The 25,519-nt window shown below is 71.9% G+C and carries 24 protein-coding genes and 2 tRNA genes; 23 read left to right on the top strand and 3 right to left on the bottom strand.

Going from position 1 to position 25,519, the window contains the following annotated elements; genetic code table 11:
* The first annotated feature begins 142 nt into the window (after positions 1 to 142).
* The 5 genes from proB to ADK64_RS22285 all read left to right on the top strand — a co-directional run bounded on the left by proB (position 143) and on the right by ADK64_RS22285 (position 5,069).
* The gene (gene proB / locus ADK64_RS22305) at positions 143 to 1,249 is read left to right on the top strand and encodes a glutamate 5-kinase (protein ID WP_053661612.1); all 1,107 of its coding nucleotides are present in this window, start codon (positions 143 to 145) and stop codon (positions 1,247 to 1,249) included.
* 165 nt (positions 1,250 to 1,414) lie between these two features.
* The gene (locus ADK64_RS22300; RefSeq protein WP_053661620.1) at positions 1,415 to 1,840 is read left to right on the top strand and encodes a hypothetical protein; all 426 of its coding nucleotides are present in this window, start codon (positions 1,415 to 1,417) and stop codon (positions 1,838 to 1,840) included.
* A 70-nt stretch (positions 1,841 to 1,910) separates the two neighbouring features.
* A complete protein-coding gene (locus ADK64_RS22295) occupies positions 1,911 to 3,197 on the top strand; it encodes a glutamate-5-semialdehyde dehydrogenase (RefSeq protein ID WP_053661611.1) in 1,287 nt (428 codons plus the stop codon).
* 72 nt (positions 3,198 to 3,269) lie between these two features.
* The gene (locus tag ADK64_RS22290; RefSeq protein ID WP_199829686.1) at positions 3,270 to 3,899 is read left to right on the top strand and encodes a hypothetical protein; all 630 of its coding nucleotides are present in this window, start codon (positions 3,270 to 3,272) and stop codon (positions 3,897 to 3,899) included.
* Between the two features lie 90 nt (positions 3,900 to 3,989).
* The gene (locus ADK64_RS22285; protein ID WP_053661609.1) at positions 3,990 to 5,069 is read left to right on the top strand and encodes a hypothetical protein; all 1,080 of its coding nucleotides are present in this window, start codon (positions 3,990 to 3,992) and stop codon (positions 5,067 to 5,069) included.
* A gap of 55 nt (positions 5,070 to 5,124) precedes the next feature.
* Here the strand turns inward: ADK64_RS22285 and ADK64_RS22280 are convergent, their stop codons facing one another.
* A complete protein-coding gene (locus ADK64_RS22280) occupies positions 5,125 to 6,222 on the bottom strand; it encodes a M48 family metallopeptidase (protein ID WP_053661608.1) in 1,098 nt (365 codons plus the stop codon).
* 102 nt (positions 6,223 to 6,324) lie between these two features.
* Here ADK64_RS22280 and ADK64_RS46685 point away from each other — a divergent pair, with 102 nt between their 5' ends.
* The 10 genes from ADK64_RS46685 (at position 6,325) to ADK64_RS22245 (ending at position 11,451) form a co-directional block, all read left to right on the top strand.
* On the top strand, positions 6,325 to 6,489 hold the full coding sequence (locus ADK64_RS46685) for a hypothetical protein (RefSeq protein ID WP_199829685.1): 165 nt from the start codon (positions 6,325 to 6,327) through the stop codon (positions 6,487 to 6,489).
* 119 nt (positions 6,490 to 6,608) lie between these two features.
* Positions 6,609 to 6,767 carry a hypothetical protein gene (locus ADK64_RS46070; protein WP_159046315.1) on the top strand — a complete coding sequence of 53 codons (159 nt, stop codon included), beginning with the start codon at positions 6,609 to 6,611 and terminating at the stop codon, positions 6,765 to 6,767.
* 56 nt (positions 6,768 to 6,823) lie between these two features.
* Positions 6,824 to 7,450: a nicotinate-nucleotide adenylyltransferase gene (nadD, locus tag ADK64_RS22275; RefSeq protein ID WP_053661607.1), complete on the top strand. Its 627-nt coding sequence runs from the start codon at positions 6,824 to 6,826 to the stop codon at positions 7,448 to 7,450.
* 16 nt (positions 7,451 to 7,466) lie between these two features.
* Complete coding sequence (locus tag ADK64_RS22270) at positions 7,467 to 9,194, top strand: LCP family protein (RefSeq protein WP_053661606.1); 1,728 nt, start codon at positions 7,467 to 7,469, stop codon at positions 9,192 to 9,194.
* A 157-nt stretch (positions 9,195 to 9,351) separates the two neighbouring features.
* Positions 9,352 to 9,795: a ribosome silencing factor gene (gene rsfS, locus ADK64_RS22265; protein ID WP_053661605.1), complete on the top strand. Its 444-nt coding sequence runs from the start codon at positions 9,352 to 9,354 to the stop codon at positions 9,793 to 9,795.
* On the top strand, positions 9,795 to 10,463 hold the full coding sequence (locus ADK64_RS22260) for a histidine phosphatase family protein (RefSeq protein WP_053661604.1): 669 nt from the start codon (positions 9,795 to 9,797) through the stop codon (positions 10,461 to 10,463). Before rsfS ends, ADK64_RS22260 begins: the two co-directional genes overlap by 1 nt.
* 92 nt (positions 10,464 to 10,555) lie before the next feature.
* Positions 10,556 to 10,628 (top strand) — tRNA-Ala (locus tag ADK64_RS22255).
* A 194-nt stretch (positions 10,629 to 10,822) separates the two neighbouring features.
* Positions 10,823 to 10,996, top strand: coding sequence for a hypothetical protein (locus tag ADK64_RS46065; RefSeq protein ID WP_159046314.1), 174 nt, complete (start codon positions 10,823 to 10,825; stop codon positions 10,994 to 10,996).
* Positions 10,997 to 10,999: 3 nt separating this feature from the next.
* Positions 11,000 to 11,233, top strand: coding sequence for a hypothetical protein (locus tag ADK64_RS22250; protein ID WP_006136074.1), 234 nt, complete (start codon positions 11,000 to 11,002; stop codon positions 11,231 to 11,233).
* A 145-nt stretch (positions 11,234 to 11,378) separates the two neighbouring features.
* Positions 11,379 to 11,451 (top strand) — tRNA-Ala (locus ADK64_RS22245).
* Positions 11,452 to 11,582: 131 nt separating this feature from the next.
* Here ADK64_RS22245 and ADK64_RS22240 read toward each other — a convergent pair.
* A complete protein-coding gene (locus tag ADK64_RS22240; RefSeq protein ID WP_053661603.1) occupies positions 11,583 to 13,193 on the bottom strand; it encodes an NADH-quinone oxidoreductase subunit NuoF family protein in 1,611 nt (536 codons plus the stop codon).
* The gene (locus ADK64_RS22235; protein ID WP_199829684.1) at positions 13,190 to 14,458 is read right to left on the bottom strand and encodes a cytochrome b/b6 domain-containing protein; all 1,269 of its coding nucleotides are present in this window, start codon (positions 14,456 to 14,458) and stop codon (positions 13,190 to 13,192) included. Before ADK64_RS22235 ends, ADK64_RS22240 begins: the two co-directional genes overlap by 4 nt.
* A 423-nt stretch (positions 14,459 to 14,881) precedes the next feature.
* Here ADK64_RS22235 and leuS point away from each other — a divergent pair, with 423 nt between their 5' ends.
* The 8 genes from leuS (at position 14,882) to ADK64_RS22195 (ending at position 25,451) form a co-directional block, all read left to right on the top strand.
* Positions 14,882 to 17,755 carry a leucine--tRNA ligase gene (gene leuS, locus ADK64_RS22230; protein WP_053661601.1) on the top strand — a complete coding sequence of 958 codons (2,874 nt, stop codon included), beginning with the start codon at positions 14,882 to 14,884 and terminating at the stop codon, positions 17,753 to 17,755.
* 116 nt (positions 17,756 to 17,871) lie between these two features.
* On the top strand, positions 17,872 to 18,564 hold the full coding sequence (locus ADK64_RS22225) for a hypothetical protein (RefSeq protein WP_053661600.1): 693 nt from the start codon (positions 17,872 to 17,874) through the stop codon (positions 18,562 to 18,564).
* A 72-nt stretch (positions 18,565 to 18,636) separates the two neighbouring features.
* Positions 18,637 to 19,482 (top strand): DegV family protein, encoded by an 846-nt coding sequence (locus tag ADK64_RS22220; protein ID WP_053661599.1) that lies wholly within the window; start codon positions 18,637 to 18,639, stop codon positions 19,480 to 19,482.
* Between the two features lie 102 nt (positions 19,483 to 19,584).
* Positions 19,585 to 20,649: a ComEA family DNA-binding protein gene (locus ADK64_RS43285; RefSeq protein WP_107093050.1), complete on the top strand. Its 1,065-nt coding sequence runs from the start codon at positions 19,585 to 19,587 to the stop codon at positions 20,647 to 20,649.
* Complete coding sequence (locus ADK64_RS22210; RefSeq protein WP_078992778.1) at positions 20,646 to 23,315, top strand: ComEC/Rec2 family competence protein; 2,670 nt, start codon at positions 20,646 to 20,648, stop codon at positions 23,313 to 23,315. Before ADK64_RS43285 ends, ADK64_RS22210 begins: the two co-directional genes overlap by 4 nt.
* Before the next feature lie 4 nt (positions 23,316 to 23,319).
* The gene (locus ADK64_RS22205; protein WP_053661597.1) at positions 23,320 to 24,156 is read left to right on the top strand and encodes an arylamine N-acetyltransferase family protein; all 837 of its coding nucleotides are present in this window, start codon (positions 23,320 to 23,322) and stop codon (positions 24,154 to 24,156) included.
* 126 nt (positions 24,157 to 24,282) lie between these two features.
* Positions 24,283 to 25,164, top strand: coding sequence for a YceI family protein (locus ADK64_RS22200; RefSeq protein ID WP_053661596.1), 882 nt, complete (start codon positions 24,283 to 24,285; stop codon positions 25,162 to 25,164).
* A 41-nt stretch (positions 25,165 to 25,205) separates the two neighbouring features.
* On the top strand, positions 25,206 to 25,451 hold the full coding sequence (locus tag ADK64_RS22195; RefSeq protein ID WP_053661595.1) for a hypothetical protein: 246 nt from the start codon (positions 25,206 to 25,208) through the stop codon (positions 25,449 to 25,451).
* Positions 25,452 to 25,519: the final 68 nt, after the last annotated feature.

Raw genomic sequence — 25,519 nt, 5'->3', positions numbered from 1 at the left:
GCCTGTCACCTCGCGGTGGTGCCGCGGGCGTCCATGCCTTGAGCGCATGGGCGCCACCCGGCCCACGTCGCGTAGATTGCCGCACAGGCAGCCGGACCTACGCGAGGGGACAGACAGCAAGGTGACAAGGGCAAGGCAGGCCGTGAACGAGGCCCGCAGGATCGTCGTCAAGGTGGGCTCCTCCTCCCTGACCACCGCCGCCGGCGGCCTCGACGCCGACCGTGTCGACGCACTCGTCGACGTGCTCGCCAAGATCCGCAGCGGCGGAGAGCGGGAGATCGTCCTCGTCTCCTCCGGTGCCATCGCCGCCGGGCTCAGCCCGCTCGGCCTGCGCCGCCGCCCCAAGGACCTCGCCCGCCAGCAGGCCGCCGCCAGCGTCGGCCAGGGCCTGCTCGTCGCCCGCTACACCGCCTCCTTCGCCCGCTACGGCGTCCGCGTCGGCCAAGTCCTGCTCACCTCCGACGACATGAGCCGCCGGGCCCACCACCGCAACGCCTCGCGCACCCTCGACCAGCTCCTCGCGATGGGTGCCTTCCCGATCGTCAACGAGAACGACACCGTCGCCACCGACGAGATCCGCTTCGGCGACAACGACCGCCTCGCCGCCCTCGTCGCCCACCTCGTCCACGCCGACCTGCTCGTCCTGCTCTCCGACGTCGACGGCGTCTACGACGGCGACCCCAGCAAGCCCGGCACCTCGCGGATAGCGGAGGTGAAGGGTCCCGGGGACCTCGCCGGCGTCGAGATCGGCAGCGCGGGCAAGGCGGGCGTCGGCACCGGCGGCATGGTCACCAAGGTCGAGGCCGCCGGGATCGCGGCCGCCGCCGGCATTCCCGTCGTCCTCACCAGCGCCGTGCACGCGGCGGAGGCGCTGAGCGGCGGCGACACCGGCACCTACTTCCACCCCACCGGCAAGCGCTCCGCCGACCGGCTGCTGTGGCTCCAGCACGCCTCCACCCCGCAGGGCGCGCTGACCCTGGACGACGGGGCCGTCGAGGCCGTGGTCAAGGGCCGCAAGTCGCTGCTCCCCGCCGGAATCGCCGCCGCGGAGGGCGAGTTCAGCGCCGGCGACCCCGTCGAACTGCGCGACATGGCCGGCCGCGCGGTCGCCCGGGGACTCGTCAACTTCGACGCCAAGGAGATTCCCCGGCTGATCGGGCGTTCGACCCGGGAGCTGGCCCGCGAACTCGGACCGGCGTACGAACGCGAGGTCGTACACAGGGACGACCTGGTGCTCCTGCACCCGTAACACTCGCAAAACCGCTCGTAAAACGGGGCGTAAGGAACGCCCCCGGTGGGGGACGTTCCGTAAAACCACCACGCGAAGGCCTGCAGCCTGCTCAACTTTGTCTCTGGGACATGTTGAAAGGACACGTTCCGTCAAGGGGCCGAGCGAGTCATGAAGGAGGCCGTCGTGAGACGAGTGCGCCCTAAGGCGACGTCCCGCGGTGCTCTGACGAGCGTCGTGGCCGGGGACACCTACGAGGAGCCCAGAGACCTGCCCCGGCTGTGGCACGTCACCCTCAGCGTCTCCGGGAAGGCGGTCCCCCTGCCCGACCTGCGCCGTGCCCTGGAACAGCTGGCCCACGACCACCCCTTCCTCCTGACCAGCAGATACGCGACCGACCACGCCGAGATCCGGTACTGGGAGGAGGCCCGCGACCTGCACGACGCCGCCGCCGTCGCCCTGCGCCTGTGGGGCGAGCACCGGCAGAGCGCCGGACTGCCCCCGTGGGAGATCGTCGGCCTGGAGGTCATCGACCGCGAGACCTACCACCACCGCATCGCCGAGGGCTACGGCCCGGCGCCCGCGACACCGGTGGGAGTGCACCCCTTCTGAGCCCCTTTGGGGTGTCTCGGGGTGTGGGACGACCGCGGAGCGGTCCGGCCCCGCGCACTACCCTTCCCTCATGACCACGCTCTCGCCGTACGACTCGATGTCCCCGGTCACCCAGGCCGCCTACCGGGCCAAGGCCGCCGCCGCCGACCTCGCGCCGCTGCCGCGTGCCGTGAAGGACGACGCGCTGCTCGCCATCGCCGACGCCCTGGAGGTCCGGACCGCCGAGATCGTCGAGGCCAACGCCAAGGACGTGGCCAAGGCCCGGGAGAACGGCACCAGCGAGTCCGTCGTCGACCGGCTCACCCTCACTCCCGAGCGGGTCCGCGCCATCGCCTCCGACGTCCGCGACGTCGCGGGGCTGCCCGACCCGGTCGGCGAGGTCGTCCGTGGCTCCACCCTCCCCAACGGCATCGACCTGCGCCAGGTCCGCGTCCCGCTCGGCGTCGTCGGCATCATCTACGAGGCCCGCCCGAACGTCACCGTCGACGCCGCCGCCCTCTGCCTGAAGTCCGGCAACGCCGTCCTGCTGCGCGGCTCCGCCTCCGCCTACGAGTCCAACACCGCCCTCGTCCGCGTCGTCCGGGACGCCGTCGGCGGCGCCGGGCTGCCCGCCGACGCCGTGCAGCTCGTGCCCGGCGAGAGCCGCGACTCCGTGCGCGAGCTGATGCGCGCCCGCGGCCTGGTCGACGTCCTCATCCCGCGCGGCGGCGCCTCCCTGATCCAGACCGTGGTCAGCGAGTCCACCGTCCCCGTCATCGAGACCGGCACCGGCAACTGCCACGTCTACGTCGACGCGCACGCCGACATCGACATGGCCATCGGCATCCTGATCAACTCCAAGGCCCAGCGGGTCAGCGTCTGCAACGCCGCCGAGACCCTCCTGGTCCACCAGGACATCGCCGCCGAGTTCCTGCCGCGCGCCCTCGACGCCCTCGCCGAGGCCGGCGTCACCGTCCACGCCGACGAGCGGGTCATGGCCTACGCCAAGGACTCCGAGGCGACCGTCGTGGAGGCCGTGGCCGAGGACTGGGAGACCGAGTACCTCTCCTACGACATCGCCGCCGCCGTCGTCGACTCCCTCGACAAGGCCGTCGAGCACATCCGGCTGTGGACCTCCGGCCACACCGAGGCGATCGTCACCACCTCCCAGCAGGCCGCCCGCCGCTTCACCCGGCTGGTCGACTCCACCACCGTCGCCGTGAACGCCTCCACCCGCTTCACCGACGGCGGCCAGTTCGGCTTCGGCGCCGAGATCGGCATCTCCACCCAGAAGCTGCACGCCCGCGGCCCGATGGGCCTGCCGGAGCTGACCAGCACGAAGTACATCGTCACCGGCGACGGCCACCTGCGCCCCTGAGAATCACCTGTTCGGCTGAACGTTCCGGCCGCGGCCGCATGTTCGGGGAGCGTCCGGAAAGCGTCTCAGCAGATGGATGAATTTCCCTACCGTCTGCCCAAATTGACCCCCCAGGTCTACTCTGGAGAGGTGCCGGAGGACGTGGGGGGCACGCCGTTCCCTGACGGCTGGGAGCCCGACGACGACCACGACCACGGGGTGCCGGACGAAGAGTTCGCCTCCGTGGTCTTCGACGAGGCCTTCGTACAGGCGGCCACGATCCATGAACCGAGCGCCGTGGAACGCCTCCTGGCCGCCGCACAGGCCAGAGCCGAGGCCTCCGAGGCGGAGGCCCGCCGCGCCCGCGCCCGAGGCGAGCGCTACAGCGAGAAGTACGCTCCCGAGGGAACCGATCTCAGCCAAGATCGGGACGAGGACGAGCTGGACGACACCTACGTCCTCGGCGACGGCCACGGTCCCTTCGGCGCCTACGGCAGACAGGTCCGCTGGCATCGCCCCGTGGCCTGGCTGCTCGCCGTCGTGATGGGCATAGGCATGGTCGCCCTCGCCTTCGCCGCCGTCTACCGGGGCGGCTCCTCCGGCCCCCGCGACCGGGTGCCCGCCCCCGCCTCGACCGGCGTGGAACAGGGCAGCGCCGCCGCTCCCTCCGTCTCCGCCGACACGGGCCGGCCGGTCGCCTCGGCCGTCCCGCGCACCCCCTGAGTGCCCTCACCCGCTTCTTGCTGAGCACCTGTCAGAAGTTGTCGTGTACCAGGGCGTTTACCTGAGGCTCATGAGACCTACTCTGAAAGTATGGGCGGGCCAGGAGACCCACCGGAGGGGACACCCGAGGGCGGCCCCGTGGGTGGCGAGGACGAGTACCGATCCGTCGTCTTCGACGAGTCGTTCGTCCGCGCTGCCCGTCTCCAGGAGTACTCCGCCGAGGAGCGGATGGCCGACCACGCGCCCGCCGTGCGCCGCCGTCCGTCCCTGCACCGCGGACTCGCACGGCAGTTGATGGCCCTCGTCGTGCTGATCGCCGTCGCCATGGGCACCGCGGTCTATCTGAGCGTCCGCCACCCCTACGGCTCCCCGCAGGCCCGGCGCCCCGTCGAGCCCCTGCGGATGACGGTGATCCCGCTCGCCCCGACGGGCAAGGTGCCCGGCGCCGTCGACGCCGAGCGCCTGTACGCGCACAGCCCCGCCCGCCAGTTCGCCGTCGGCGCCGAGGGGATACCGCTGCCGGTCGTGAGCGGTACCGCCCACTTCTCCGACAGCCAGGTCATGACCGCACTCACCGCCACCAAGGACTACATCGTCCGCTCCGCGCTCTACCCCGAGGTGCTGACCGGCGGACAGGTCAACCCCGCCCGGGCCCTCCTCGACGGCGACCAGCTCGACCAGTTCGACCAGAGCGTCCAGAGCACCCCCCACCCGGCGGCCGACGGCCGGCACGCCGCCACCGGCTGGCTGGTCCGCTTCGACCCCACCCGCGTCCAGCTCGCCGACAAGGGGATCCGCGTCCAGGGTGACCTGCAGGCCGTGGAGGCCGACGCGGACTCGCTGGAGGTCACCGCCGACCACACCCTGGTCTACGCCGTGCGCCCCGCCGGCGCCGCGGCCGGCGCGCCCGTCTCCCTCTTCACCGTCCGCCGCGAGCTGACCTTCCGCTTCAGCCGCGACGATCTGCGCACCCACCAGGTCCAGCTGGTCACGTCGTACGTCCAGGCGGGTCCCATGGCCTGCGCCGAGGACTCCAGCGCCTACCTCCGGCCGCTGCTGGCCGGCCAGACGGCCCGCAGCGGCGTCCCCGCGGGCAGCGACCCCTACGCCACGGACAGCCCGGCGGCCCTGTGCGGGACGCTGGCCGTCCGGGCCCAGCCGACGGTCTGAGCGGCGTTTCCGTGCCGAGCGCAGTGACAGCCGCCGGGGTGCGGCGGGGAAAGGGCTACTCCGTGTCCTGCGGCCCCCCCTTGTCCTGCGGCCCCTCCTTCGCCGTCGGCGGGCTCCTGAAGCCGTCGAAGCCGCGCCGCACCCTGCCGCCCAGGTCTCCCGCGCCGCCCGCGAGGTCCGAGACCAGCTTCATCAGCGGGTCCTTGGAGCTCTTCACATCGCTCGCGTAGGTGGCCGCCGACTCCCGGAAGGAGTCGCTGACCTTGGTGTCCTTGTCCTCGTCGCGCCGCGTGTAGTGGCCGTCCATGATCCGCTGGAAGTCCCGGGACTCGGCCCACTTCTTCAGCTCGGCCGCCCGCACCGTGGTGAACGGGTGCGAGCGGGGCAGCACGTTCAGGATCTTCAGCACCGAGTCGCGCAGATCGCCCCCGGAGTCGTACTCCTCGGCCTGCTCCAGGAAGGCGTCCACGTTCATCTCGTGCAGGTGGTTGCCGCCCGCGATCTTCATCAGGCCGCGCATCGAGGCCTGTACGTCCTGGCCCACCAGCAGCCCCGCCCGGTCCGCGGACAGCTCCGACTTGCGGAACCACTCCCGCAGCGCCGTGATGATCGCCATGATCGCGACGTTGCCCAGCGGGATCCAGGCGACCTTCAGCGCGAGGTTGGTCAGGAACAGCAGGATCGTGCGGTACACCGAGTGGCCGGACAGCGCGTGGCCCACCTCGTGCCCGACGACCGCGCGCATCTCCTCCTCGTCGAGGAGTTCCACGAGCCCCGTGGTGACCACGATGATCGGCTCGTCCAGGCCGATGCACATCGCGTTCGGCTGCGGGTCCTGGTTGACGTACATCGGCGGGACCTTCTCCAGGTCCAGGATGTGACAGGCGTCCAGGAGCATGTCGTTCAGGTGCTGGAACTGCCGCTCGGAGACGCGCACCGAGTCGGACAGGAACAGCAGTCTCAGGCTCCGCTCCGGCAGCAGCCCGCTGAGCGCCTTGAAGACCGTGTCGAATCCGCTCAGCTTGCGCAGCGCGACCAGGGCCGAGCGGTCGGCCGGGTGCTCGTAGGCACGCGAGGAGATCCCGGGGAAGCTCCTGCGCTGCCGGCTCGGCACGCGCTCGTGCCCCGTCTGCTGCTCACCGTCGTCGGACATGTCTTCCCCCAAGTACGTGTGAGTGCCCACTGTGCCCCCGAGGCAGGGCCCAGCCTAGGCGGAGATACCGTGGACGGGCAGTACAGCCGAAGGAGTCCACTGATGGATCACCACCCCGCAGCCGCCCGGCTGACCGAGGCCGCCACGCTCGCCGTCCAGCAGCACGGGACGGGGAATCTGCTCCGCATCGTGCTGATCGTGATGTTCCTGGGCTGTGCGCTGACCGCCTGGTTCCTGCTTCGCGGCTACAAGCGGAAGGACGACTGACGGGCGGCGGAAGTTCCCCGCCCGCCCCAACGGCGGAGTCGGCGTGATCGTCGCCGGGCCGCCCGCATACGATGAGCCGACATCTTTATCCCGCCCACACGCGATAGGTCCTGACGAAGATGATGAGCCTTCACAGCACGGCAGCCCAGCTGGCCACCCTCGCCGAGAGCGAGGGCGGTCACCACAACAGCCTCAACCCGGCCATCACCGGCGGCGGCGCCTTCATCGTCCTGCTGCTCCTGCTGTGGATCACCACCCGCTTCAACCGCGACCGCTGAGCCCGGACCCCGTCCCGGGCGGGAGCCTCCAGGCCGGGCCGGTAGGGTCTGCACGCATGGGAGAGCAGGACATGCCTACCGGTCCGGTGCACGCGGGCAAGCGTCGCCTGGGCGTGATGGGCGGAACGTTTGACCCGATCCACCACGGGCACCTCGTGGCGGCCAGTGAGGTCGCCGCGCAGTTCCAGCTGGACGAGGTGGTGTTCGTGCCCACCGGCGAGCCGTGGCAGAAGTCCCACCGCAAGGTCTCCCCGGCCGAGGACCGCTATCTGATGACGGTCATCGCGACCGCTGAGAACCCCCAGTTCTCCGTCAGCCGCATCGACCTCGACCGCGGCGGCCCCACCTACACCGTGGACACCCTGCGCGACCTGCGCGTCCTCAACCCCGACACCGACCTGTTCTTCATCACCGGCGCCGACGCCCTCGCCCAGCTGCTGACCTGGCGCGACAGCGAGGAGCTGTTCTCCCTCGCGCACTTCATCGGCGTCACCCGCCCCGGCCACCACCTGACCGACCCGGGTCTGCCGGAGGGCGGTGTGTCGTTGGTCGAGGTTCCGGCGCTCGCCATCTCCTCCACAGACTGCCGTGCGAGAGTCGCGAAGGGGGACCCCATCTGGTACATGGTGCCGGACGGAGTCGTGCGCTACATCGCCAAACGCGAGCTGTACCGCGGCGAGTGAGCCGAGAGGGGCACCGGTGAACGACCGATACGACGCGGGTGACGCCGGCTACGGCGCGAGCCCGTACGAACTCGTCGGCTACGACGAGTACGGCCAGCCCATGTACCGGCAGGTCCCGGCACAGCAGGCACCGCAGGCCACCTACGACCCGTACGCCCAGCAGCAGGGCTACGGCTACGACCCGTACGCCACCGGCCAGCAGCCGCCGGTACCCGCCTACGACTCCGGGCAGCAGCCGGTGTACGACCCCTACGCCGCCCAGAGCCCGTACGACCCCTACGGGACCGGCACCGCAACGGACACCCAGCACACCGCCGGCCACGACCCCTACGGGCAGGCCGCGAGCAGCGGGCAGCAGCCCCGGGTCGCCGGGCAGACCGCCTACATCCCGCAGCAGACCGGCCCGGCGCAGGAGCCGAAGAGCGCGGGGGAGGGGCACGAGGCGCCCCGTGAGGAGGGCGAACGGGACTACCGCACCGAGCAGTTCGCCTTCGTCGAGGAGCCGGACGGCGACTCCGAGGACGTCATCGACTGGCTGAAGTTCACCGAGAACCGCACCGAGCGCCGCGAGGAGGCCCGCCGCCGCGCCCGCAGCCGGATCATCGCCCTCGCCGTCGTCCTCGCCCTCGTCGCCGCCGGCGGCGTCGGCTACCTCTGGTACGCCGGAAAGCTGCCCGGCCTGTCCTCCGACGGCTCCGGGCCCGGCGCGGCCACGCCCGTCGGCGCCCAGAAACGCGACGTGATCGTCGTCCACCTGCACAACACCGGCAAGGGCGGCACCTCCACGGCGCTGCTGGTCGACAACACCACCACCAAGCAGGGCAGTACCGTGCTGCTGCCCAACAGCCTCGCCCTGAGTGACGACTCCGGCGCCACGACGACCCTCGCCAAGTCGGTGGACGACGACGGCTCCTCCGGCACCCGCGACCAGCTCGACACCGTGCTCGGCACCAGCATCCAGGGCACCTGGCGCCTCGACACCCCGTACCTGCAGAACCTCGTCGACCTGGTCGGCAACATCGTCATCGACACCAACACCGACGTGCCCGACCCGGACACCGAGAAGAAGGGCGCCGAGCCGCTCGTCACCAAGGGCAGCCAGCAGACCCTCAGCGGCAAGATGGCCGTCGCCTACGCCACCTACCGCGCCTCCGGCGAGTCCGAGAACGCCCAGCTGGAGCGGTTCGGACAGGTCATGCAGGGGGTGCTGCGCAAGCTGTCCTCGGACCCGTCGTCGGCCGTCACCACCGTGCAGACCCTGGCGCAGATCCTCGATCCGCCGCTCACCGACAAGGACCTCGGCACCTTCCTCGCCAAGCTCTCCGACCTCGCCAAGAGCGGCGACTACAAGACCGCCCTGCTGCCCGTGCAGACCGACGGCACGCTGAGCGCGAAGACCAGTGACAGCGTGGTGAAGGACATCCTCGGCGGCACCGCCAAGAGCCCCGCCGCCGGCTCCGCGGTCCGGGTCTCCGTGCAGAACGCCACCGGTGTGAAGGACGACACCGAGAAGGCCCGCGTGGTGCTCCTCAACGGCGGCTTCACGTTCCTGGAGGGCGGCAGCGCCGCCGGCACCCAGACCGCCTCGAAGGTGCTCTACGCGGACGCCTCCGACAAGGAGAACGCCACCGAGGTCGCCAAGACCCTCGGACTGCCGGACGGCTCCGTGACCAAGGGCACGGTCTCCTCGGGCGCCGACGTCTCGGTGGTCCTGGGCCAGGACTACAAGCCGTCCGCCTCCTGACAGCGGCCGGGGGCACTCCGCGCGATCCGTTTATCACGTGGGGTGCCCAGGGCGGTCCGTGAGACCCTTGAGGGCAAGACCGCCGACGGGCTGTGCCCTGTGGGGGCCGCCTCCACACCCCCAGCCGATCTCCTGTTCCCCGACCGAAAGCTTCGTAGTGACCGCCACCGACCGTTCCCTTGAGCTCATCAACACCGCCGCCCAGGCGGCGGCCGACAAGCTCGCCCACGACGTCATCGCCTACGACGTCAGCGACGTGCTGTCGATCACGGACGCCTTCCTGCTCGCCTCCGCGCCCAACGACCGCCAGGTCAAGGCCATCGTCGACGAGATCGAGGAGCGCCTGCAGAAGGAACTCGGCGTCAAGCCGGTGCGCCGCGAGGGCGACCGCGAGGCCCGCTGGGTGCTGCTCGACTACGTCGACATCGTCGTCCACGTCCAGCACAGCGAGGAGCGGGTCTTCTACGCCCTGGAGCGGCTGTGGAAGGACTGCCCCGAGCTGGAGCTGCCCGCCGACGCCAAGGCCACCCGCGGCAAGGCGAAGGAACACGCCGAGCTGCAGGCCGAGGAGGCCGCCGCGGAGCCGGGCGGGGAGTGGTGATGAGCGCCACCGGTGAGGTGACCGACCGCACGAGCCGGGGCCGTCGCGTCATCCTGTGGCGCCATGGCCAGACCGCCTGGAACGTCGAGCGCCGCTTCCAGGGCAGCACGGACGTCGCGCTGACCGAGACCGGCATCGGCCAGGCCCGCCGCGCCGCCCGGCTGCTGGCCTCCCTGGGGCCGGACGCGATCGTCTCCTCGGACCTTCAGCGGGCGGCCGACACGGCCGCCGAGCTGGCCTCCCTCACCGGCCTCGACATCACCCGTGAGGAGGGCCTGCGCGAGACCTACGCGGGCGTCTGGCAGGGGCTGACGCACGAGGAGATCATCGCCCGCCACGGCGAGGAGTACGCCGCCTGGAAGCGCGGCGAGGCGATCCGTCGTGGCGGTGGCGAGCTGGAGACCGAGGTCGCCGACCGGGCCGCACCCGTCGTACTGCGGCACGCCGAGAAGCTGCCCGAGGACGGCACGCTCGTCGTGGTCAGCCACGGCGGCACCATCCGCACCACCATCGGCCGGCTGCTCGGCCTGGGGTCACAGCACTGGGAGAGCCTCGGCGGTCTGTCCAACTGCTGCTGGTCCGTGCTGGGCGAGGGCGCCCGCGGCTGGCGTCTGCTGGAGCACAACGCGGGCACCCTCCCGGAGCCCGTCCTCGGCGACGACGACTGAGCTTCCGGACCCTCCGGCCCCCGGATTTCACTTTCTGGCAGGTCACAGGCTAGAGTTCTTCTTGTTCGCCCCGCCGAGCGGGAAGAACGCAAGGGGCTATAGCTCAGTTGGTAGAGCGCCTGCATGGCATGCAGGAGGTCAGGAGTTCAATTCTCCTTAGCTCCACTGATCGACACTCTGTCGAGTGGTCAAAGATCGGTGATGAAGATCCCGTCCCTCAGGGGGCGGGATTTTCTGCGTTGGTACCTGTGCCAGGTGCTGAGTCGCTCGGGGCCCTCGCTCGTATACCCCCGTGGAGGCGTTCCCGTGGCAGAATCAAACGGCCGGAAGGGGGCGCGGCCCGACGGGAGGGAGTAGCGATGCCTGCGAGCATCCTTGGGGAGGGCGGCCACCTCCTCGGTGCGGCGTTGATACGGGGCACGATCACCCGGCTCAGCTGCCCTTCCTGCGGTTCCGCGCACGTGGCCCAAGTCCTCGGCGACAACGGCGGAATCTCCTACGTGTGCACGGCCTGCGGCCACAGCTGGAGCTGATCGATGGGTGCACACAGGCGAAAGTGCGACTGGTGCGGCAGCGGTACGCCGATCGTCCGTGACATGGAGCCGATCAACCCCGACTACCAGTACTGGTGCGAGGAATGCGCGCGGGCGCTGATCATAAAGGGCGACCCGATCGAGACGTACCGGGAGCTGGAGGGCGAGCCGATCTACGGCCGGCTGCTCGAAGAGCACTGCACGCTCAAGCGGTTCTACTCCTTCGTGACGGCTTGAGGCGCCCCGCGCGCGGGGCGCCGCGCGACACGGAATCCGACATCAGGGACGTATCGGGGCGGACGGGAAACCGATTTGGTGCTGCGTCGAGCGGCCTGTAATGTTTACGACGTCGCCAGGGAGACCGGGCGGGACAACAAAACAAGGGGCTATAGCTCAGTTGGTAGAGCGCCTGCATGGCATGCAGGAGGTCAGGAGTTCAATTCTCCTTAGCTCCACAGAAGTAGAAGGCGGACCATCCCTCGGATGGTCCGCCTTCTGCGTGTTGCCACGCTGTACGGAGGCTGGGCGGGGGGAGACGGAAAGGGGCGGGTCACCCGGCTCGGGTGACCCGCCCCTTTCCGTGTGCTCAGCGGCCGAGCGCCCGCCGGCCGCGGCCCTGGGAGAGGACCGGAAGGTTGCGCGACGGCGCCTGCCCGCGCGTGTCCTCCTCGAGGCGCAGGGCGAGCGCCGGGCAGCGGCGTACCGCGCGCAGGGCCTTCGCCTCCGCGTAGCGCGGCACCTGCGCCTGGGCGACGGTCGGGAAGCCGTCGGCGCCGAGTTCGAACACCTCGGGCAGGATGTCGGCGCACAGACCGTGGCCCCGGCACAGTGTCCAGTCGACGTGGATCTTCTGGCGGCTGGCGCCGGTCTCCTCGGGCTCCGCGCCGCCCGGGATGCCCGTGGGGGCCCTGCCTCCCTCGAAGAGCGGCAGAACGCCCTCCACGGGCCGTCCGCAGCCGTTGCCGAGGACATGGGCGGCCAGGTCGTCGGTGAACGCCTTGATGGTCGACTCCAGGAACATCGCCGAGCCGTCCGGGTGCGAACACGCGCCCCGGCGCTTGACGTTCTTCGCGACCTGCTTCAGCGCCTCCAGAGCGGCCGGACCGCCACCGTTGAGGATGTCCTCCAGCCCGCGCGCGGCGGCGGGCAGTCCGAGGTAGCAGGGGCCGCACTGGCCGGCGCTCTCCTCGGCCAGCCACTGCGCCACCCGCAGCGACTCGCCCAGCGGGCAGGTCTCCTGGCTGATCGGCAGGATCGCGCCCGCGCCCAGCGAACCGCCCACCGCGTCAAGGGAGTTGCGCGAGACGATCGCCTCGTCGACGGTCGCCGCGTCGATCCACTTGCCGTGGTAGCCGCCGGTCAGCACGCCCTGCGGCACCGGCGGGGCGCCCGCCAGCTGGAGCACGTAGCGCAGCGGCACGCCCGTGGGGACCTCGAGCACCATCGGGCGGGCCACCGCGCCGGACACGGTCAGCATGACGGTGCCCGGCTCGTCGTACAGGCCGGTGTTGCCGTAGCGCTCGGGGCCGATGCGGGCGGCGATGGCCAGCTGCGCGAACGTCTCCGCGTTCGACAGCAGTGTGGGCGCTCCGCCGACGCCGGACTGCGAGGCGCTGATCTTGCGGCCGGGCGGGATCGCCGGGCCGCCGTCGACCGAGCGGATCAGCGAGGCGGCCGCGCCCGTGACCATGCGCACGGGGTTGCGCTGCACCCACGCGCGCAGCGCCGATCTACGGCTGTTGCTCAGCCCGCGTTCGGCGAGCGCGGCCTCCATGGAGCGCTGCGTGGACTCGCGGGTGACACCGATCACCAGCGTGCGCGCGCCGAGCGCTTCGGCGCACAGCAGCGCGCCGTCCAGGATCAGGTGCGGGGCGCGGTTGATCAGCACCGTGTCCTTGCGGCAGGCCGGCTCGTCCTCGCTGCCGTTGACCACGACGACCGGCCGCACCCCGCGTTTGATCGCCGACTCGGCGACCGAGCGCAGCTTCCTGTGGAAGGGGAAGCCCGCGCCGCCGCGGCCCTTGAGATTGATGTTCTCGGCGAGCTGTGCGAGCTGTTCGCCGCCCAGGGGGTCGAGCGGCCCGTGCACCTTCAGGTGCATGGGCAGGTCGAGTCGTTCCACAAGGTCGAAGCCCGACGTGAGCTGCGGAAGGCCGACCACGCGGACTTCGGGGACGTCGGGCAGGGCCTCGTTCACTTAAAGCCTCCGGAGGGCGTGTTCCAGGGTTCGCCCGAACCCGGCGTCTCGAAGGACGCGCCGGGCAGTGTTTCGGTCGCGGGACCGCTGTCGAACGTGTCACTCGGGTTGTACGTGCCATAGCGGCCGTTTGTCTCACCGGTGTCGTACATGTCACTTCCGCCGTATCCGGACGTGTCTGCATTGCCATAGACCGGGATGGTGTGTCCGGTGTCCTGGAGCGGGTCGTACACGGACGGCGGGGCCTCGCCGACCGGCGGCGGGGACGGGATCGGCCAGCTGCCCGAGGTGCTGGAGGGGCCGTCCACGCGCGGGACGGGCTGCGTGGCCTGGAAGTCCAGCGGCAGGTCCGTGCGGGCGCTTTGGCCGGCCGCGAACGGCGGCTGGGCGCCGCCGCGCGGGGACACCGCGCGGTAGGCGGCGGCGAAGCCCGACGCGGGCTGGGCGGCGGGGGCCGCGGGTGACTGGTACAGCGGGGCGGCGGCCGCCTCGGGTCCGCGCCTGCTCCCGAAGCCCGGCGGCGCCGCCTCGGCCATCCGGGAGCGGCTGGTGTCCAGCTCCTCGCGGCCGGGCCGCTCCGGGCTGCCGAACAGCGTCACCAGCCGGTCGGCGACCCTGCGCTTGACCGGGCGCGGGGCGGCGCGCAGCGCGAGGGCGCCCATGACGCCCAGCAGTGACGCGCCGTAGAGGATCACGAAGACCGGCTTGGCCGAGCGGCCCGCGTACAGGCCGTGGACCAGCGCCGCGCACCAGGCCGGGTAGGCCAGCATGTGCATCGCGCGCCAGCGGGCGGCGACCGGGGCCGGAGTGGCGAAATTGCTGCGCAGGGCGCCGGTGACGCCCACGAAGATCATCAGCAGGCCCGCCAGGGAGCCCAGTCCGATCAGGCCGCCGAGTCCGGTGACGCCGAGCGAGAACGGAATGACCGCGGCGATGAGCTGGGTGTGGCCGAGCACGATCTTTGTGGTGATGTGCAGCAGCAGGAATGCGATCGACGCGACCGCGGTCGTGCGGTGCACCGCCTGGCCGACGATCCGCTGCCGGGTGTTGAGGAAGATCCGGTCCTGGGCGAACAGGCCCCAGATCACCGAGCAGCTGAGCGAGACCAGGGACAGCACGCCCGCGCCGAAGTTCAGGAAGTCGCGGACCGGGCCGCCTCCGACCAGCACGACCACGGGTATCAGCAGCAGGGCGACGGCGGTCGCCACCCCATAGGCCGAGCGGCCTGGTTTGGGGAGTGAGCTGGTACTACGACGAGGGTTCATGGGGGCAACTCCGAGCAGTTTCGGGAAAGCGGTCCCGCTGCCGAACTCTAAGTGGCGCCATACCGATCGGTACGGGGTTTCAGTTATTGCGTTGTTATCAACGGGCAATATGACTAGGGCGATGTCCCAAAGGGGACAGTACGCGAAGTAATTTTTGACCTTGGTTCAGTTCCGGCGGGCTTCCTGGCATGTCCACAGGGGATACGGAAGCGCGTCGCCGCTTGCTCAAGGCCGTCGCGGCCCGCTCAGGGCCTGCGGTACCCTAGCGCCATGCGTGCCGTACGCCTTCTGCTTAGCGGGCCGCGCTGATCAGTACCGACCCCCGGTCGAACCCGTGAGGTCGGCATCGGCGCGGCGTCCCCTCCTGTGCGAGGGGATTTTTCATTTCCGCAGGCAGAGACGATCGATGGAGCTTTGAGGATCATGAGCGAGACGAACCCCGCTGCCACCGCCGAGGTGGCCGCGCCGCACCGCTACACGGCCGCGATGGCAGCCGAGATCGAGGCACGCTGGCAGGACTTCTGGGACGCCGACGGCACCTACGCGGCGCCGAACCCCAAGGGTGACCTCGCGGGCGACCCCGAGCTGGCCGCCCGGCCCAAGAAGTTCATCATGGACATGTTCCCGTACCCCTCCGGTGCGGGCCTGCACGTCGGCCACCCGCTGGGCTACATCGCCACCGACGTCTACGCCCGGTTCCAGCGCATGACCGGCCACAACGTCCTGCACACCCTGGGCTTCGACGCCTTCGGCCTGCCCGCCGAGCAGTACGCCGTGCAGACCGGCACGCACCCGCGTGTGTCCACCGAGGCCAACATCGAGAACATGAAGTCCCAGCTGCGTCGGCTGGGCCTGGGCCACGACAAGCGCCGGTCCTTCGAGACGATCGACCCGGACTACTACAAGTGGACCCAGTGGATCTTCCTGCAGATCTTCAATTCCTGGTACGACCCGGAGGCGGGGAAGGCCCGCCCGATCTCCGAGCTGATCGCCCGGTTCGAGTCCGGTGAGCGCGCGATTCCGGGCACCACGCGCGCGTGGAGCGAGCTGAGCACCGGCGAGCGCGCCGACATCCTGGGCGAGTACCGCCTGGCCTACGCCTCCGAAGCACCCGTGAACTGGTGCCCGGGCCTGGGCACCGTGCTGGCCAACGAGGAGGTCACCGCCGACGGCCGCTCCGAGCGCGGCAACTTCCCCGTCTTCAAGAGCAAGCTGCGCCAGTGGAACATGCGCATCACCGCCTACGCCGACCGGCTGCTGGAGGACCTGGAGGAGCTGGACTGGCCCGAGGCCATCAAGCTGCAGCAGCGCAACTGGATCGGCCGCAGCGAGGGCGCCCGCGTCGACTTCCCGATCGACGGCGAGCGCATCACCGTCTTCACCACCCGCCAGGACACCCTGTTCGGCGCGACCTACATGGTGCTGGCGCCCGAGCACCCGCTGGTCGAGAAGTTCACCCCCGAGGCGTGGCCCGAGGGCACGCACGCGGTGTGGACCGGCGGCCACGCCACCCCCGCCGAGGCCGTCGCCGCCTACCGCGCGCAGGCCGCGTCGAAGTCCGACGTCGAGCGGCAGGCCGAGGCCAAGGACAAGACCGGTGTCTTCATCGGCGCGTTCGCGACCAACCCGGTCAACGGCGACCGGATCCCGGTCTTCATCGCCGACTACGTCCTGATGGGCTACGGCACCGGCGCGATCATGGCCGTCCCCGCGGGCGACCAGCGCGACTTCGAGTTCGCGCGCGCCTTCGAGCTGCCGATCCACTGCGTCGTCGAGCCGACCGACGGCCGCGGCACCGACACCTCGACCTGGGACAACGCCTTCGGGTCGTACGACGCGAAGATCATTAACTCCACGAACGACGCCATCTCGCTGGACGGCCTGGGCGTCGTCGAGGCCAAGGCACGCATCACCGAGTGGATGCGGGCGAACGGCGTCGGCGAGGGCACCGTCAACTTCCGCCTGCGCGACTGGCTGTTCAGCCGCCAGCGCTACTGGGGCGAGCCCTTCCCGATCGTCTACGACGAGGACGGCGTCGCCCACGCGCTGCCCGAGTCGATGCTGCCGCTGGAGCTGCCCGAGGTCGAGGACTACAGCCCGCGCACCTTCGATCCGGACGACGCCGACACGCAGCCCGAGACGCCGCTGTCGCGCAACGAGGACTGGGTCAACGTCACCCTGGACCTGGGCGACGGACCGAAGAAGTACCGCCGCGAGACCAACACCATGCCCAACTGGGCCGGTTCCTGCTGGTACGAGTTCCGTTACCTGGACCCGCACAACGACCAGAAGCTGGTCGACCCCGAGATCGAGCGGTACTGGATGGGCCCGCGCGAGGGTCAGCCGCACGGCGGTGTCGACCTGTACGTCGGCGGCGCCGAGCACGCGGTGCTGCACCTGCTGTACGCGCGCTTCTGGTCCAAGGTCCTGTACGACCTGGGGCACGTCTCCTCCGCGGAGCCGTTCCACAAGCTGTTCAACCAGGGCATGATCCAGGCCTACGTCTACCGCGACAGCCGCGGCATCGCGGTGCCGGCCGCCGAGGTGGAGGAGCGCGACGGCGCCTACTACTACCAGGGCGAGCAGGTCAGCCGTCTGCTGGGCAAGATGGGCAAGTCCCTGAAGAACGCGGTGACTCCGGACGAGATCGCCGCCGAGTACGGCGCCGACACGCTGCGCCTGTACGAGATGGCGATGGGCCCGCTGGACGTCTCCCGGCCGTGGGACACGCGCGCGGTGGTCGGCCAGTTCCGGCTGCTGCAGCGGCTGTGGCGCAACGTCGTCGACGAGGACACCGGCGAGCTGACCGTGGTGGACGCGGCGCCCGACGAGGACACGCTGCGTGCCCTGCACAAGGCCGTCGACGGCGTCCGCCAGGACCTGGAGGGCCTGCGGTTCAACACCGCCATCGCCAAGGTCACCGAGCTGAACAACCACCTGACCAAGGCGGGCGGCCGGGTGCCGCGCTCGGTCGCCGAGCCGCTGGTGCTGATGGTGGCCCCGCTGGCCCCGCACGTCGCCGAGGAGCTGTGGCGCAAGCTGGGCCACACCGACTCCGTCGTGCACCGGGACTTCCCGGTCGCCGACCCGCGGTACGTGGTCGACGAGACCGTGACCTGCGTCGTGCAGATCAAGGGCAAGGTCAAGGCTCGTCTGGAGGTGCCGCCGGCCATCTCCGAGGAGGAGCTGGAGAAGGCGGCGCTGACCGACGAGGGCGTCGTCCGGGCGCTGGGCGGTGCCGACATCCGCAAGGTGATCGTGCGCGCGCCGAAGCTGGTGAACATCGTCACGGCGTAATCCCCTACGGGCAGATTCGGGGCAGGCTCGGGGTTCTTCCGGAACTCGGGGCCTGCCCGCCGCGTTTACCGTGGAGAGCGCAGCGGCGAGTGCCGCGTCGGTCGAGGAGGAGCGTCATGGAAGCAGTGATCGCCGTGTTCGCCCTGCTCTTCCTGCTGCTCATCGGCCTGGGCGCGTACGCCACGGTGAAGGCCGTCGGCGCCGCCAAGCGGGGAGTGGACCGGACGATCGAGCAGGCCCGGCGCACGGTCGAGGACCACACCCTGCGCGCGAAGTCCTTCGTCCAGATCGGCCCGGCCGCCGAGATCGCCCAGCTGAGGCTCGCGCTGCGCACGTCCATGCGCGCCACCCAGGACGCGCTGCGCACGGGCGCGGCCGAGGACGAGTCGCTGAAGGAGTCCCTCGGCCTCTTCGAGCGGCTCAGCGCGCACGGACACCAGTTGGACGCCGACCTGAGGCGTCTGGAGGCCGAGCCCGACCGGGCCGAGGTCAGCGCGCGGCTGGCCGAGCTGCGCGAGCGCACCGAGCGCATCACCAAGTCCGCGGACTCGCTGCGCAGGGCCGTCCGGGACCGGGAGCGCCGCTTCACCGACGACGATCTCGGCGCGCTCAGCGACCAGATCGACATAGAGGCGGACGCCCTGCGCCACTGGACCCCGGCCGGACCCGCCGGGACACCCCCGCAGTGGACCGATGCCCCGGCCGCTTCGTCCACCGCCGAGGAGCCGCCCCCGCAGGCGATCACTCCGCCGTCGGCCCGCCCCGTCCACCCCTGGCAGAAGAAGCCCCGCCCCGAGAGCACCGCCTGAGCGGAGCGCTCCGCTCCCGCACCGCAGGGGCCGGGCTGCCGCGTGAGTAATACGGCAGGTAACCTCCAGCTCATGTCCCGCCATGTCGCGATCGTCACCGATTCAACGGCCTACCTGCCGCCACGGACGATGGAGCGTCACGGCATCACCGCGGTACCCCTGACCGTGGTCCTCGGCGACGAGGCGCTCGAAGAGGGCACCGAGATCTCGACCCGCTCGCTGGCCCAGGCACTCCAAAAGCGCCGCCCCGTCACGACGTCCCGCCCGAGCCCCGAGATGTTCGCGCAGACCTACCGCAGGGTCGCCGAGTCCGGCGTGAGCGGAATCGTCTCGCTGCATCTGTCCGCCGAGTTGTCCGGCACCTACGACGCGGCGGTCCTCGCGGCGCGCGAAGCACCGGTGCCGGTACGGGTGGTGGACACGGGCATGGTCGCGATGGCCCTCGGCTTCTGCGCGCTCGCCGCGGCCGAGAGCGCGGAGGCCGGCGGCACGGTGGACGAGGCCGTCACGGCCGCCGAGAAGCGCGCCGCGGGCACGTCCGCCTACTTCTACGTCGACACACTCGACTATCTGCGTCGCGGCGGCCGCATCGGCGCCGCCCAGGCCCTGCTCGGTTCCGCCCTCGCCGTCAAACCCCTGCTCCAGCTGGACGGCGGCCGTATCGAGCTCCTGGAGAAAGTCCGTACGGCCTCCAAGGCCATCGCGCGCCTGGAGGAACTGGCCGCGGAGCGGGCGGGCGGCGCCGCGGTCGACATCGCCGTCCATCACCTCGCCGCCCCTGAGCGTGCCGCCGCGCTGGCCGACCGGCTCCGGGCACGAGTGCCGGGCCTGGCCGATCTGCATGTGAGCGAGGTCGGGGCGGTGATCGGGGCACACACCGGCCCCGGTCTGCTGGGAGCGGTGGTCTCGCCGCGTTGAGTCCTCACTCGTGCGAGTGGCGGAGTTTTCCACAACTGGGCGGTAACCCCCGGGAATTGACCAAGATCATCGCGAATCGGCGGGATGACCCATTCTCGTCGCATGGCACTTCGATCACGTACACGCACCGTCACCGCGAGCAGTGGACCCGGCCGCGGGCCGTCCTCGGACGGCCGCGTCCGCTATCGCCGTGCCCGTGCCCGTCCGCCGGCACCCGCTGAGGAACTGCGCCGGCGAGCGGAACTTCTCTTCGGTGAACGGGCCGTGCGGCGGCGGGAGTCGGACCATGGCGCTGCGGCTGCGGCTGCGGCTGCGGCTGCAGCGACGGCGACGGCGACGGCGACGGGTCCGGCGCCCGGGCTGAGTCCGGCGAGGACGCTGATCAGCACCCTGGCCCTCGACTCCGAACTGGCCGATTCCGCCCGCCCGTCGGAGCCGCCCTGTTCCGCTGCTCCCGGCTGGCGGGAGCGGGTCGGGCCGGCGGTGCGGGAGCGGATGCCGGTGTGGTGGCAGGCGCGGTGCGGGATGGAGCGGCGGGGCGTCGTGGCGCTCGCCGTGGTGCTCGCGGCTGCCGCCGTGTTCGCCGTACAGCACTTCTGGACCGGGCGGACCGAGTCCCTGAAGGCACCTCAAGTGGTCCGCGCCGAGGCGCCTTTCGTCAAGAAGGGCGCGGAGGCGAAGGACGGTGCGCGGGCCTCGGCGGCTTCCCCGGCGGCGCCGGGCGGGCAGATCGTCGTGGACGTCAGCGGCAAGGTCCGCGAACCGGGGATCCGGCGGCTGCCGGCCGGTTCGCGGGTGGCCGACGCGCTGCGGGCGGCCGGCGGTGTCCGTCCGGGCGTGAGCACCGAGGGGCTCAACCGGGCCCGGTTCCTGGTCGACGGCGAGCAGGTTGTCGTCGGCGCACTCGTCGGCGCGGTCGCCCCGCCCGGGCCGGCGGACGCGGCGGCATCCGGAGCGGCGGGCGCGGGCCCCATGGCCCCGGTCTCCCTCAACACGGCCACGGCGGACCAGCTCGACGCCCTGCCCGGGGTCGGCCCGGTGCTGGCCCGGCACATCATCGACTACCGCACCCAGCACGGCGGTTTCCGCTCGGTGGACGAGCTGCGCGAGGTCAACGGCATCGGCGACCGTCGCTTCGGCGATCTGCGCGAGCTGGTACGGCCATGAGCCGCGCGATCGATGCCGGACCGCCCGAGGCCGCCGCAGGCCGTGGGCCCGAGGGGCGGCAGGGTCCGGGTGCGGCGCGGGGGGCTTCACCCGGCGGCGACCGGGCGGGTCCCCTGGACCTGCGCCTGGTGCCACCCGCGCTCGCGGCCTGGGCCACGGCGGCCCTGACGCTGGACGCACCGGCCGGCTGGACCGCCGTGCTCGCGGGCGTCTGCGCGCTGGGCGGGGTCGTGCTGCTGTCGGCCCGGTCCGGGCGGGGGATGCGGACCGCAAGGACGGGGCGGGCGGCCGGGCTGCCGGGCCGGTTCATGTGGGCCCGGACCTCGGTCGCCGCCGTGCTGCTCTGCGTCGCCGCGGCGGGCGTCTCCGCCGGGCTGCACGGCGCGGATGTGCGGCGCGGCCCGGTGCCTGAGCTGGCCCGGCGGTTCGCGACCGTGACCGCCGAGGTCGAGGTGAGCGACGATCCCCGGCTCAGCCGGGCGCGGGTGCGCGGCGATCACCCGGCGCCCGTGGCGGTCCTGGTGCGGGCGCAGGTGCGCGTCGTGGAGGAGAGCGACGGGACGCGGGTGCGGACCCGCAGTTCCGTGCTGCTGGTCGTCGACGCGGACGTCCCGGCGGCGGAGAGCGCCGGGCACGGCACGGCCTCCGGGACGGCTGGCGCCCGGCGTACCCGGGAGGCGCGGGCCGCCTGGCTCGGGCTGGTGCCGTCCACGCGGCTGCGGGTGAGCGGGCGGCTGGCGCCCGCGCTGTCGGGTGGGGAGCGGACCGCGGCCGTGTTGCGGGTGCGCGGGCGGCCGGGGCCCCGCATCGTGGCGGGGCCCAGTGGGCCGCAGCGGCTGGCGGCACGGCTCAGGGCCGGGTTGCGGGAGGCGACCGACGGCCTGCCGGGGGACGCCCGGGCGCTGCTGCCCGGGCTGGTCGTCGGGGACACCGCGCGGATCACACCCGAGCTGGACGACGCGTTCAAGGAGACGGACCTGGCGCACACACTCGCCGTGTCCGGCAGCAACCTCACCGTGCTGCTCGCCCTGCTCATCGGACCGCCCGGGCTGGCCCAGCGGGCCGAGCGCCGAGGCCTGGCCCCGCGCCTGGGGCTCTCGTTGCGGGCGACCGCGCTGGTCGCCGGGGTGCTCACGCTGGGATTCGTGGTCGTGTGCCGGCCCGACCCCAGCGTGCTGCGGGCCGCCGCCTGTGGCGCGGTCGCGCTGCTCGCGCTGGCCACCGGGCGCCGCAGATCCCTGGTCCCGGCCCTCGCCACGGCCGTCCTGCTGCTGGTGCTCTACGACCCGTGGCTGGCCCGGAGTTACGGCTTCCTGCTCTCCGTGCTGGCCACCGGCGCGCTGCTCGTCCTGGCGCCGGGCTGGAGCGAGGCGCTGCGGCGGCGCGGGCTGCCGCCGAGGCTCGCGGAGGCGCTGGCGGCGGCCGCCGCGGCGCAGGCGGTGTGCGCGCCGGTCGTGGTGGTGCTGTCGGCACGGGTGAGCCTGGTGGCGGTGCCGTGCAACCTGCTGGCCGAGGCGGCGGTGGCGCCGGCGACGGTGCTGGGGTTCGCGGCACTGGTGACGGCACCCGTGGCGATGCCGGTGGCCAAGGTGCTGGCCTGGTGCGCGAGTTGGCCCGCCGGGTGGATCGCACAGGTCGCCCGGACGGGGGCGGCGCTGCCCGGCGCGGGCATCGACTGGCCCGGTAGCTGGCCGGGGGCGCTGGTGCTCGCGGCGCTCACCGTGGCCGTCGTCCTGGCGGGGCGGCGGTTGGCACGGCACCGGTGGTGGTGCGGGCTGCTCGGGCTGCTGCTCGTGCTGGCGGTGGTGCGGCCGGCGCCGCTGACCCGGGTGCTCACGGGCTGGCCGCCGCCGGGCTGGAGATTCGCGATGTGCGATGTCGGCCAGGGCGACGCGACCGTGCTGGCGGCGGGCGACGGCACCGGGGTGGTCGTGGACGCCGGACCCGATCCGGCGCCGGTCGACCGCTGTCTGCGACAGCTGGGCATCACCCGCATCCCGCTCCTCGTCCTGACCCACTTCCACGCCGATCACGTGGCGGGACTGCCCGGTGTGCTGCGGGGCCGCGCGGTGGCCGCGATCGAGACCACGGGCTTCGAAGAACCCGCCGACCAGGCCGAGTTCGTCAGGAAGGAGGCGGCGCGACGGCACATCCCGCTCACGCGGGCCGTGGCCGGGGAGGAACGGTGCACCGGTCCGCTCGCCTGGCGGGTCCTGTGGCCGCCGCCGAGCGGCGGGGCGTCGCCGGATGCGGGGGTTCCGGCGTGGCCGGGCCCGGTGCCGGAGCCGGACGGGCCGAACGACGCCAGTGTCGCGATGCTGGTCCGCTCCGGCGGCCTGCGGCTGTTGCTGCTCGGCGACCTCGAACCCCCGGCCCAGCAGGCGCTGTCCCGGTCCCCGCTGGCGGCCGAACTGGCCGGTGTGGACGTGCTGAAGGTGGCCCACCACGGCTCGGCCTACCAGGACCCGGCGCTGATACGGCTCGCGGCTCCCCGGGTGGCCCTGATCTCCGCGGGCGCCGGCAACCCCTATGGCCACCCGGCACCGGCGACCGTGGCCGCGCTGCGGGCGGGCGGCGCGCTGGTGCTGAGCACCGACCGGGAAGGCGGGCTCGCGGTCACCGGGGCGGCAGGGCCGGGCGGTCAGGTGCGGGTGACGGGAGACTGAGCGCATGGACTCATCCCAGGTCGACGCCTATCTCCACCGGATCGGGGCCGCGCGCCCGCAGCGGCCCACCGGCCAGGCGCTGCGCGAACTGCAGCTGTGCCATCTGCGATCCGTGCCCTTCGAGAATCTCTCCATCCACCTCGGCGAGGAGATCGTGCCGACGGAGGAACGGCTGCTGGCCAAGGTGGTCGGGGCACGCCGGGGCGGTTTCTGCTACGAACTGAACGGCGCCTTCGGCGCGTTGCTCACCGCCCTCGGCTACGAGGTCGAGCTGCTCGCGGCACGCGTGTACGGCGACGAGGGGCGGCTCGGCATCCCGTACGACCACCTCGCGCTGCGGGTGCGGTCGGCGGAGGGGGTCAGCTGGCTCGTCGACGTCGGGTTCGGGGCCAACAGCCACCGTCCGCTGAGGTATGCGGAACGCGGGGAGCAGGCCGACCCGGCCGGGGTGTTCCAGCTCGTGGAGGCCGGGCCGGACGCGGCAGGGGTGCGTGGCGACGGGCCGGCCGGGACCGGGGACCTGGACGTCGTACGGGACGGCGAGCGGCAGTACCGGCTGGAGGGGCGGCCCCGGGCGCTCGGGGACTTCAGGGCCGGTGTCTGGTGGCACAGCACCTCGCCGCTGTCGCACTTCACGGGGTCGCTGGTCTGTTCACGGGCCACCGAGGACGGGGGGAGGATCACGCTCAGCGGGCGCACGCTGACGACGACGGCAGCCGACGGCGCGCGCGAGACACGGGAGTTGGAGACGGACGAGGAGGTGCTGGCGGTGTACCGGGAGCGGTTCGGGATCGAACTGAGCTGTGTGCCGACCGTACGAAACCGGAACCCGCACGACTAATTCGGATCACTTCCGGCGCATGTGCTGGATTCCCGCGATGTGGTCCCGTGTTGCCTCGAAAGCCGCATCAGTGATCGAATGGATCTTCGGCTACGGATGATGTCGAGGCGCACAGGGGAGTCGTGGATGTTCGGCCGCTGGCTCGGTAACGGGACGAACCGGAAGCAACGGACGAGTCCTCTGGGGGCGGTGCAGACACCTCCCGACGCCGGGGTGCTCAGCTGCCGGGTGGTCGATCCGGTCAACGAACCCGTCCGGGGCGCCGAGTTCGCGGTCAGCGACACCATGGGCCGCAAGGTCATGACCGGCGGCACGGATCCCTACGGGACGTTCCTGGCGACGGTGCCGGCGGGGAAGTACCGGCTCGCGGTGTCCGCCGAGGGCTACACGCCCTACCGGGCCACCGCGCTGGTCGGCGAGAACTCCCTCGCCTCGCTGGGCGATGTGACCCTCCAGGTGTCCCAGCCGCCAAAGCCGCCGGGACCGGGCGACTGGGAGATCGAGTCCATGCACTCCTCGATCGGCTTCACCGCGCGACACATCGGGCTGGCCCGGATCCACGGGAAGTTCGGCTCCTTCGCCGGAGCGGTGCGGATCGGCGAGCGGGTGGAGCGGTCGGCGATGCACGTCGTGATCGACGCCGCGTCCATCGACACGGGGGTGCGGATGCGGGACGACCATCTGCGGTCGGCGGACTTCCTGGACGTGCAGCGGTTCCCGACGCTGGAGTTCTACAGCGACCGGTTCGCGCACAAGGGCGGCAACCGGTGGGCGGTCACCGGCGCGCTGTCGCTGCACGGGGTGACGCGCACGGTCACGCTCGACACCGAGTACCTCGGGCTCGGCAACGGCATGGAGGGCGAGATGCGGGCCGCCTGCCGGGCCACCACCGAGCTGCACCGCGACGACTTCACGGTCAGCTGGCAGTCCATGCTGGCGCGGGGCATCGCGGTGGTCGGATCGAGCATCCGGGTCGACCTCGACGTGCAGCTCGTGGCCAAGGGCTGACCTGGCGGTCCGGTGCTCCTGCGGTGCCGGAGAATGGGCCCGTGAGCGATGTGAGACATGTGCTGGTGCTGCCCGACCGGGAGGCCGCGCAGGAGGCGGCCGAGGTGCTCCGGGAGCGGTTCGGCCTGGAGGAGGAGCCCCGGCTGGTGCGGGACGCACTGGCCGGCGAGGACGACGCCGAGGACGCGCAGTGGCTGGTGGTCCTGCGGGACGAGAGCGAGCGGCTGGACCCCGCCGAACTGGACGCGTTCGCCGGCGAGTGGGACGGCTGGCGCGAGGAGCCGTAGGCCCTGCCCGAGCCCTGCCGGCCGGTCGGGCCCGGGGGCGTTGTCAGTGGGGCGTGGGATGCTTGTCC

The organism is Streptomyces sp. MMG1121 (genome assembly GCF_001280015.1).
Lineage (GTDB): Bacteria > Actinomycetota > Actinomycetes > Streptomycetales > Streptomycetaceae > Streptomyces.
Note: the sequence above shows the minus strand (reverse complement) of the source record. Positions and strands in the feature narration are given on the sequence as shown.

Coding starts and splice junctions, on each gene's coding strand:
- ADK64_RS46065 (WP_159046314.1), top strand. CDS start 10,823: ATGCCTGCGAGCATCCTTGGGGAGGGCGGCCACCTCCTCGGTGCGGCG.
- ADK64_RS22210 (WP_078992778.1), top strand. CDS start 20,646: ATGAGCCGCGCGATCGATGCCGGACCGCCCGAGGCCGCCGCAGGCCGT.
- ADK64_RS22295 (WP_053661611.1), top strand. CDS start 1,911: ATGACCACGCTCTCGCCGTACGACTCGATGTCCCCGGTCACCCAGGCC.
- ADK64_RS46685 (WP_199829685.1), top strand. CDS start 6,325: ATGGATCACCACCCCGCAGCCGCCCGGCTGACCGAGGCCGCCACGCTC.
- ADK64_RS22225 (WP_053661600.1), top strand. CDS start 17,872: ATGGAAGCAGTGATCGCCGTGTTCGCCCTGCTCTTCCTGCTGCTCATC.
- ADK64_RS22250 (WP_006136074.1), top strand. CDS start 11,000: ATGGGTGCACACAGGCGAAAGTGCGACTGGTGCGGCAGCGGTACGCCG.
- ADK64_RS46070 (WP_159046315.1), top strand. CDS start 6,609: ATGATGAGCCTTCACAGCACGGCAGCCCAGCTGGCCACCCTCGCCGAG.
- ADK64_RS22280 (WP_053661608.1), bottom strand. CDS start 6,222: ATGTCCGACGACGGTGAGCAGCAGACGGGGCACGAGCGCGTGCCGAGC.
- ADK64_RS22205 (WP_053661597.1), top strand. CDS start 23,320: ATGGACTCATCCCAGGTCGACGCCTATCTCCACCGGATCGGGGCCGCG.
- ADK64_RS22235 (WP_199829684.1), bottom strand. CDS start 14,458: ATGAACCCTCGTCGTAGTACCAGCTCACTCCCCAAACCAGGCCGCTCG.
- ADK64_RS43285 (WP_107093050.1), top strand. CDS start 19,585: ATGGCACTTCGATCACGTACACGCACCGTCACCGCGAGCAGTGGACCC.
- nadD (WP_053661607.1), top strand. CDS start 6,824: ATGGGAGAGCAGGACATGCCTACCGGTCCGGTGCACGCGGGCAAGCGT.
- leuS (WP_053661601.1), top strand. CDS start 14,882: ATGAGCGAGACGAACCCCGCTGCCACCGCCGAGGTGGCCGCGCCGCAC.
- ADK64_RS22285 (WP_053661609.1), top strand. CDS start 3,990: ATGGGCGGGCCAGGAGACCCACCGGAGGGGACACCCGAGGGCGGCCCC.
- ADK64_RS22200 (WP_053661596.1), top strand. CDS start 24,283: ATGTTCGGCCGCTGGCTCGGTAACGGGACGAACCGGAAGCAACGGACG.
- ADK64_RS22260 (WP_053661604.1), top strand. CDS start 9,795: ATGAGCGCCACCGGTGAGGTGACCGACCGCACGAGCCGGGGCCGTCGC.
- ADK64_RS22220 (WP_053661599.1), top strand. CDS start 18,637: ATGTCCCGCCATGTCGCGATCGTCACCGATTCAACGGCCTACCTGCCG.
- ADK64_RS22290 (WP_199829686.1), top strand. CDS start 3,270: ATGGATGAATTTCCCTACCGTCTGCCCAAATTGACCCCCCAGGTCTAC.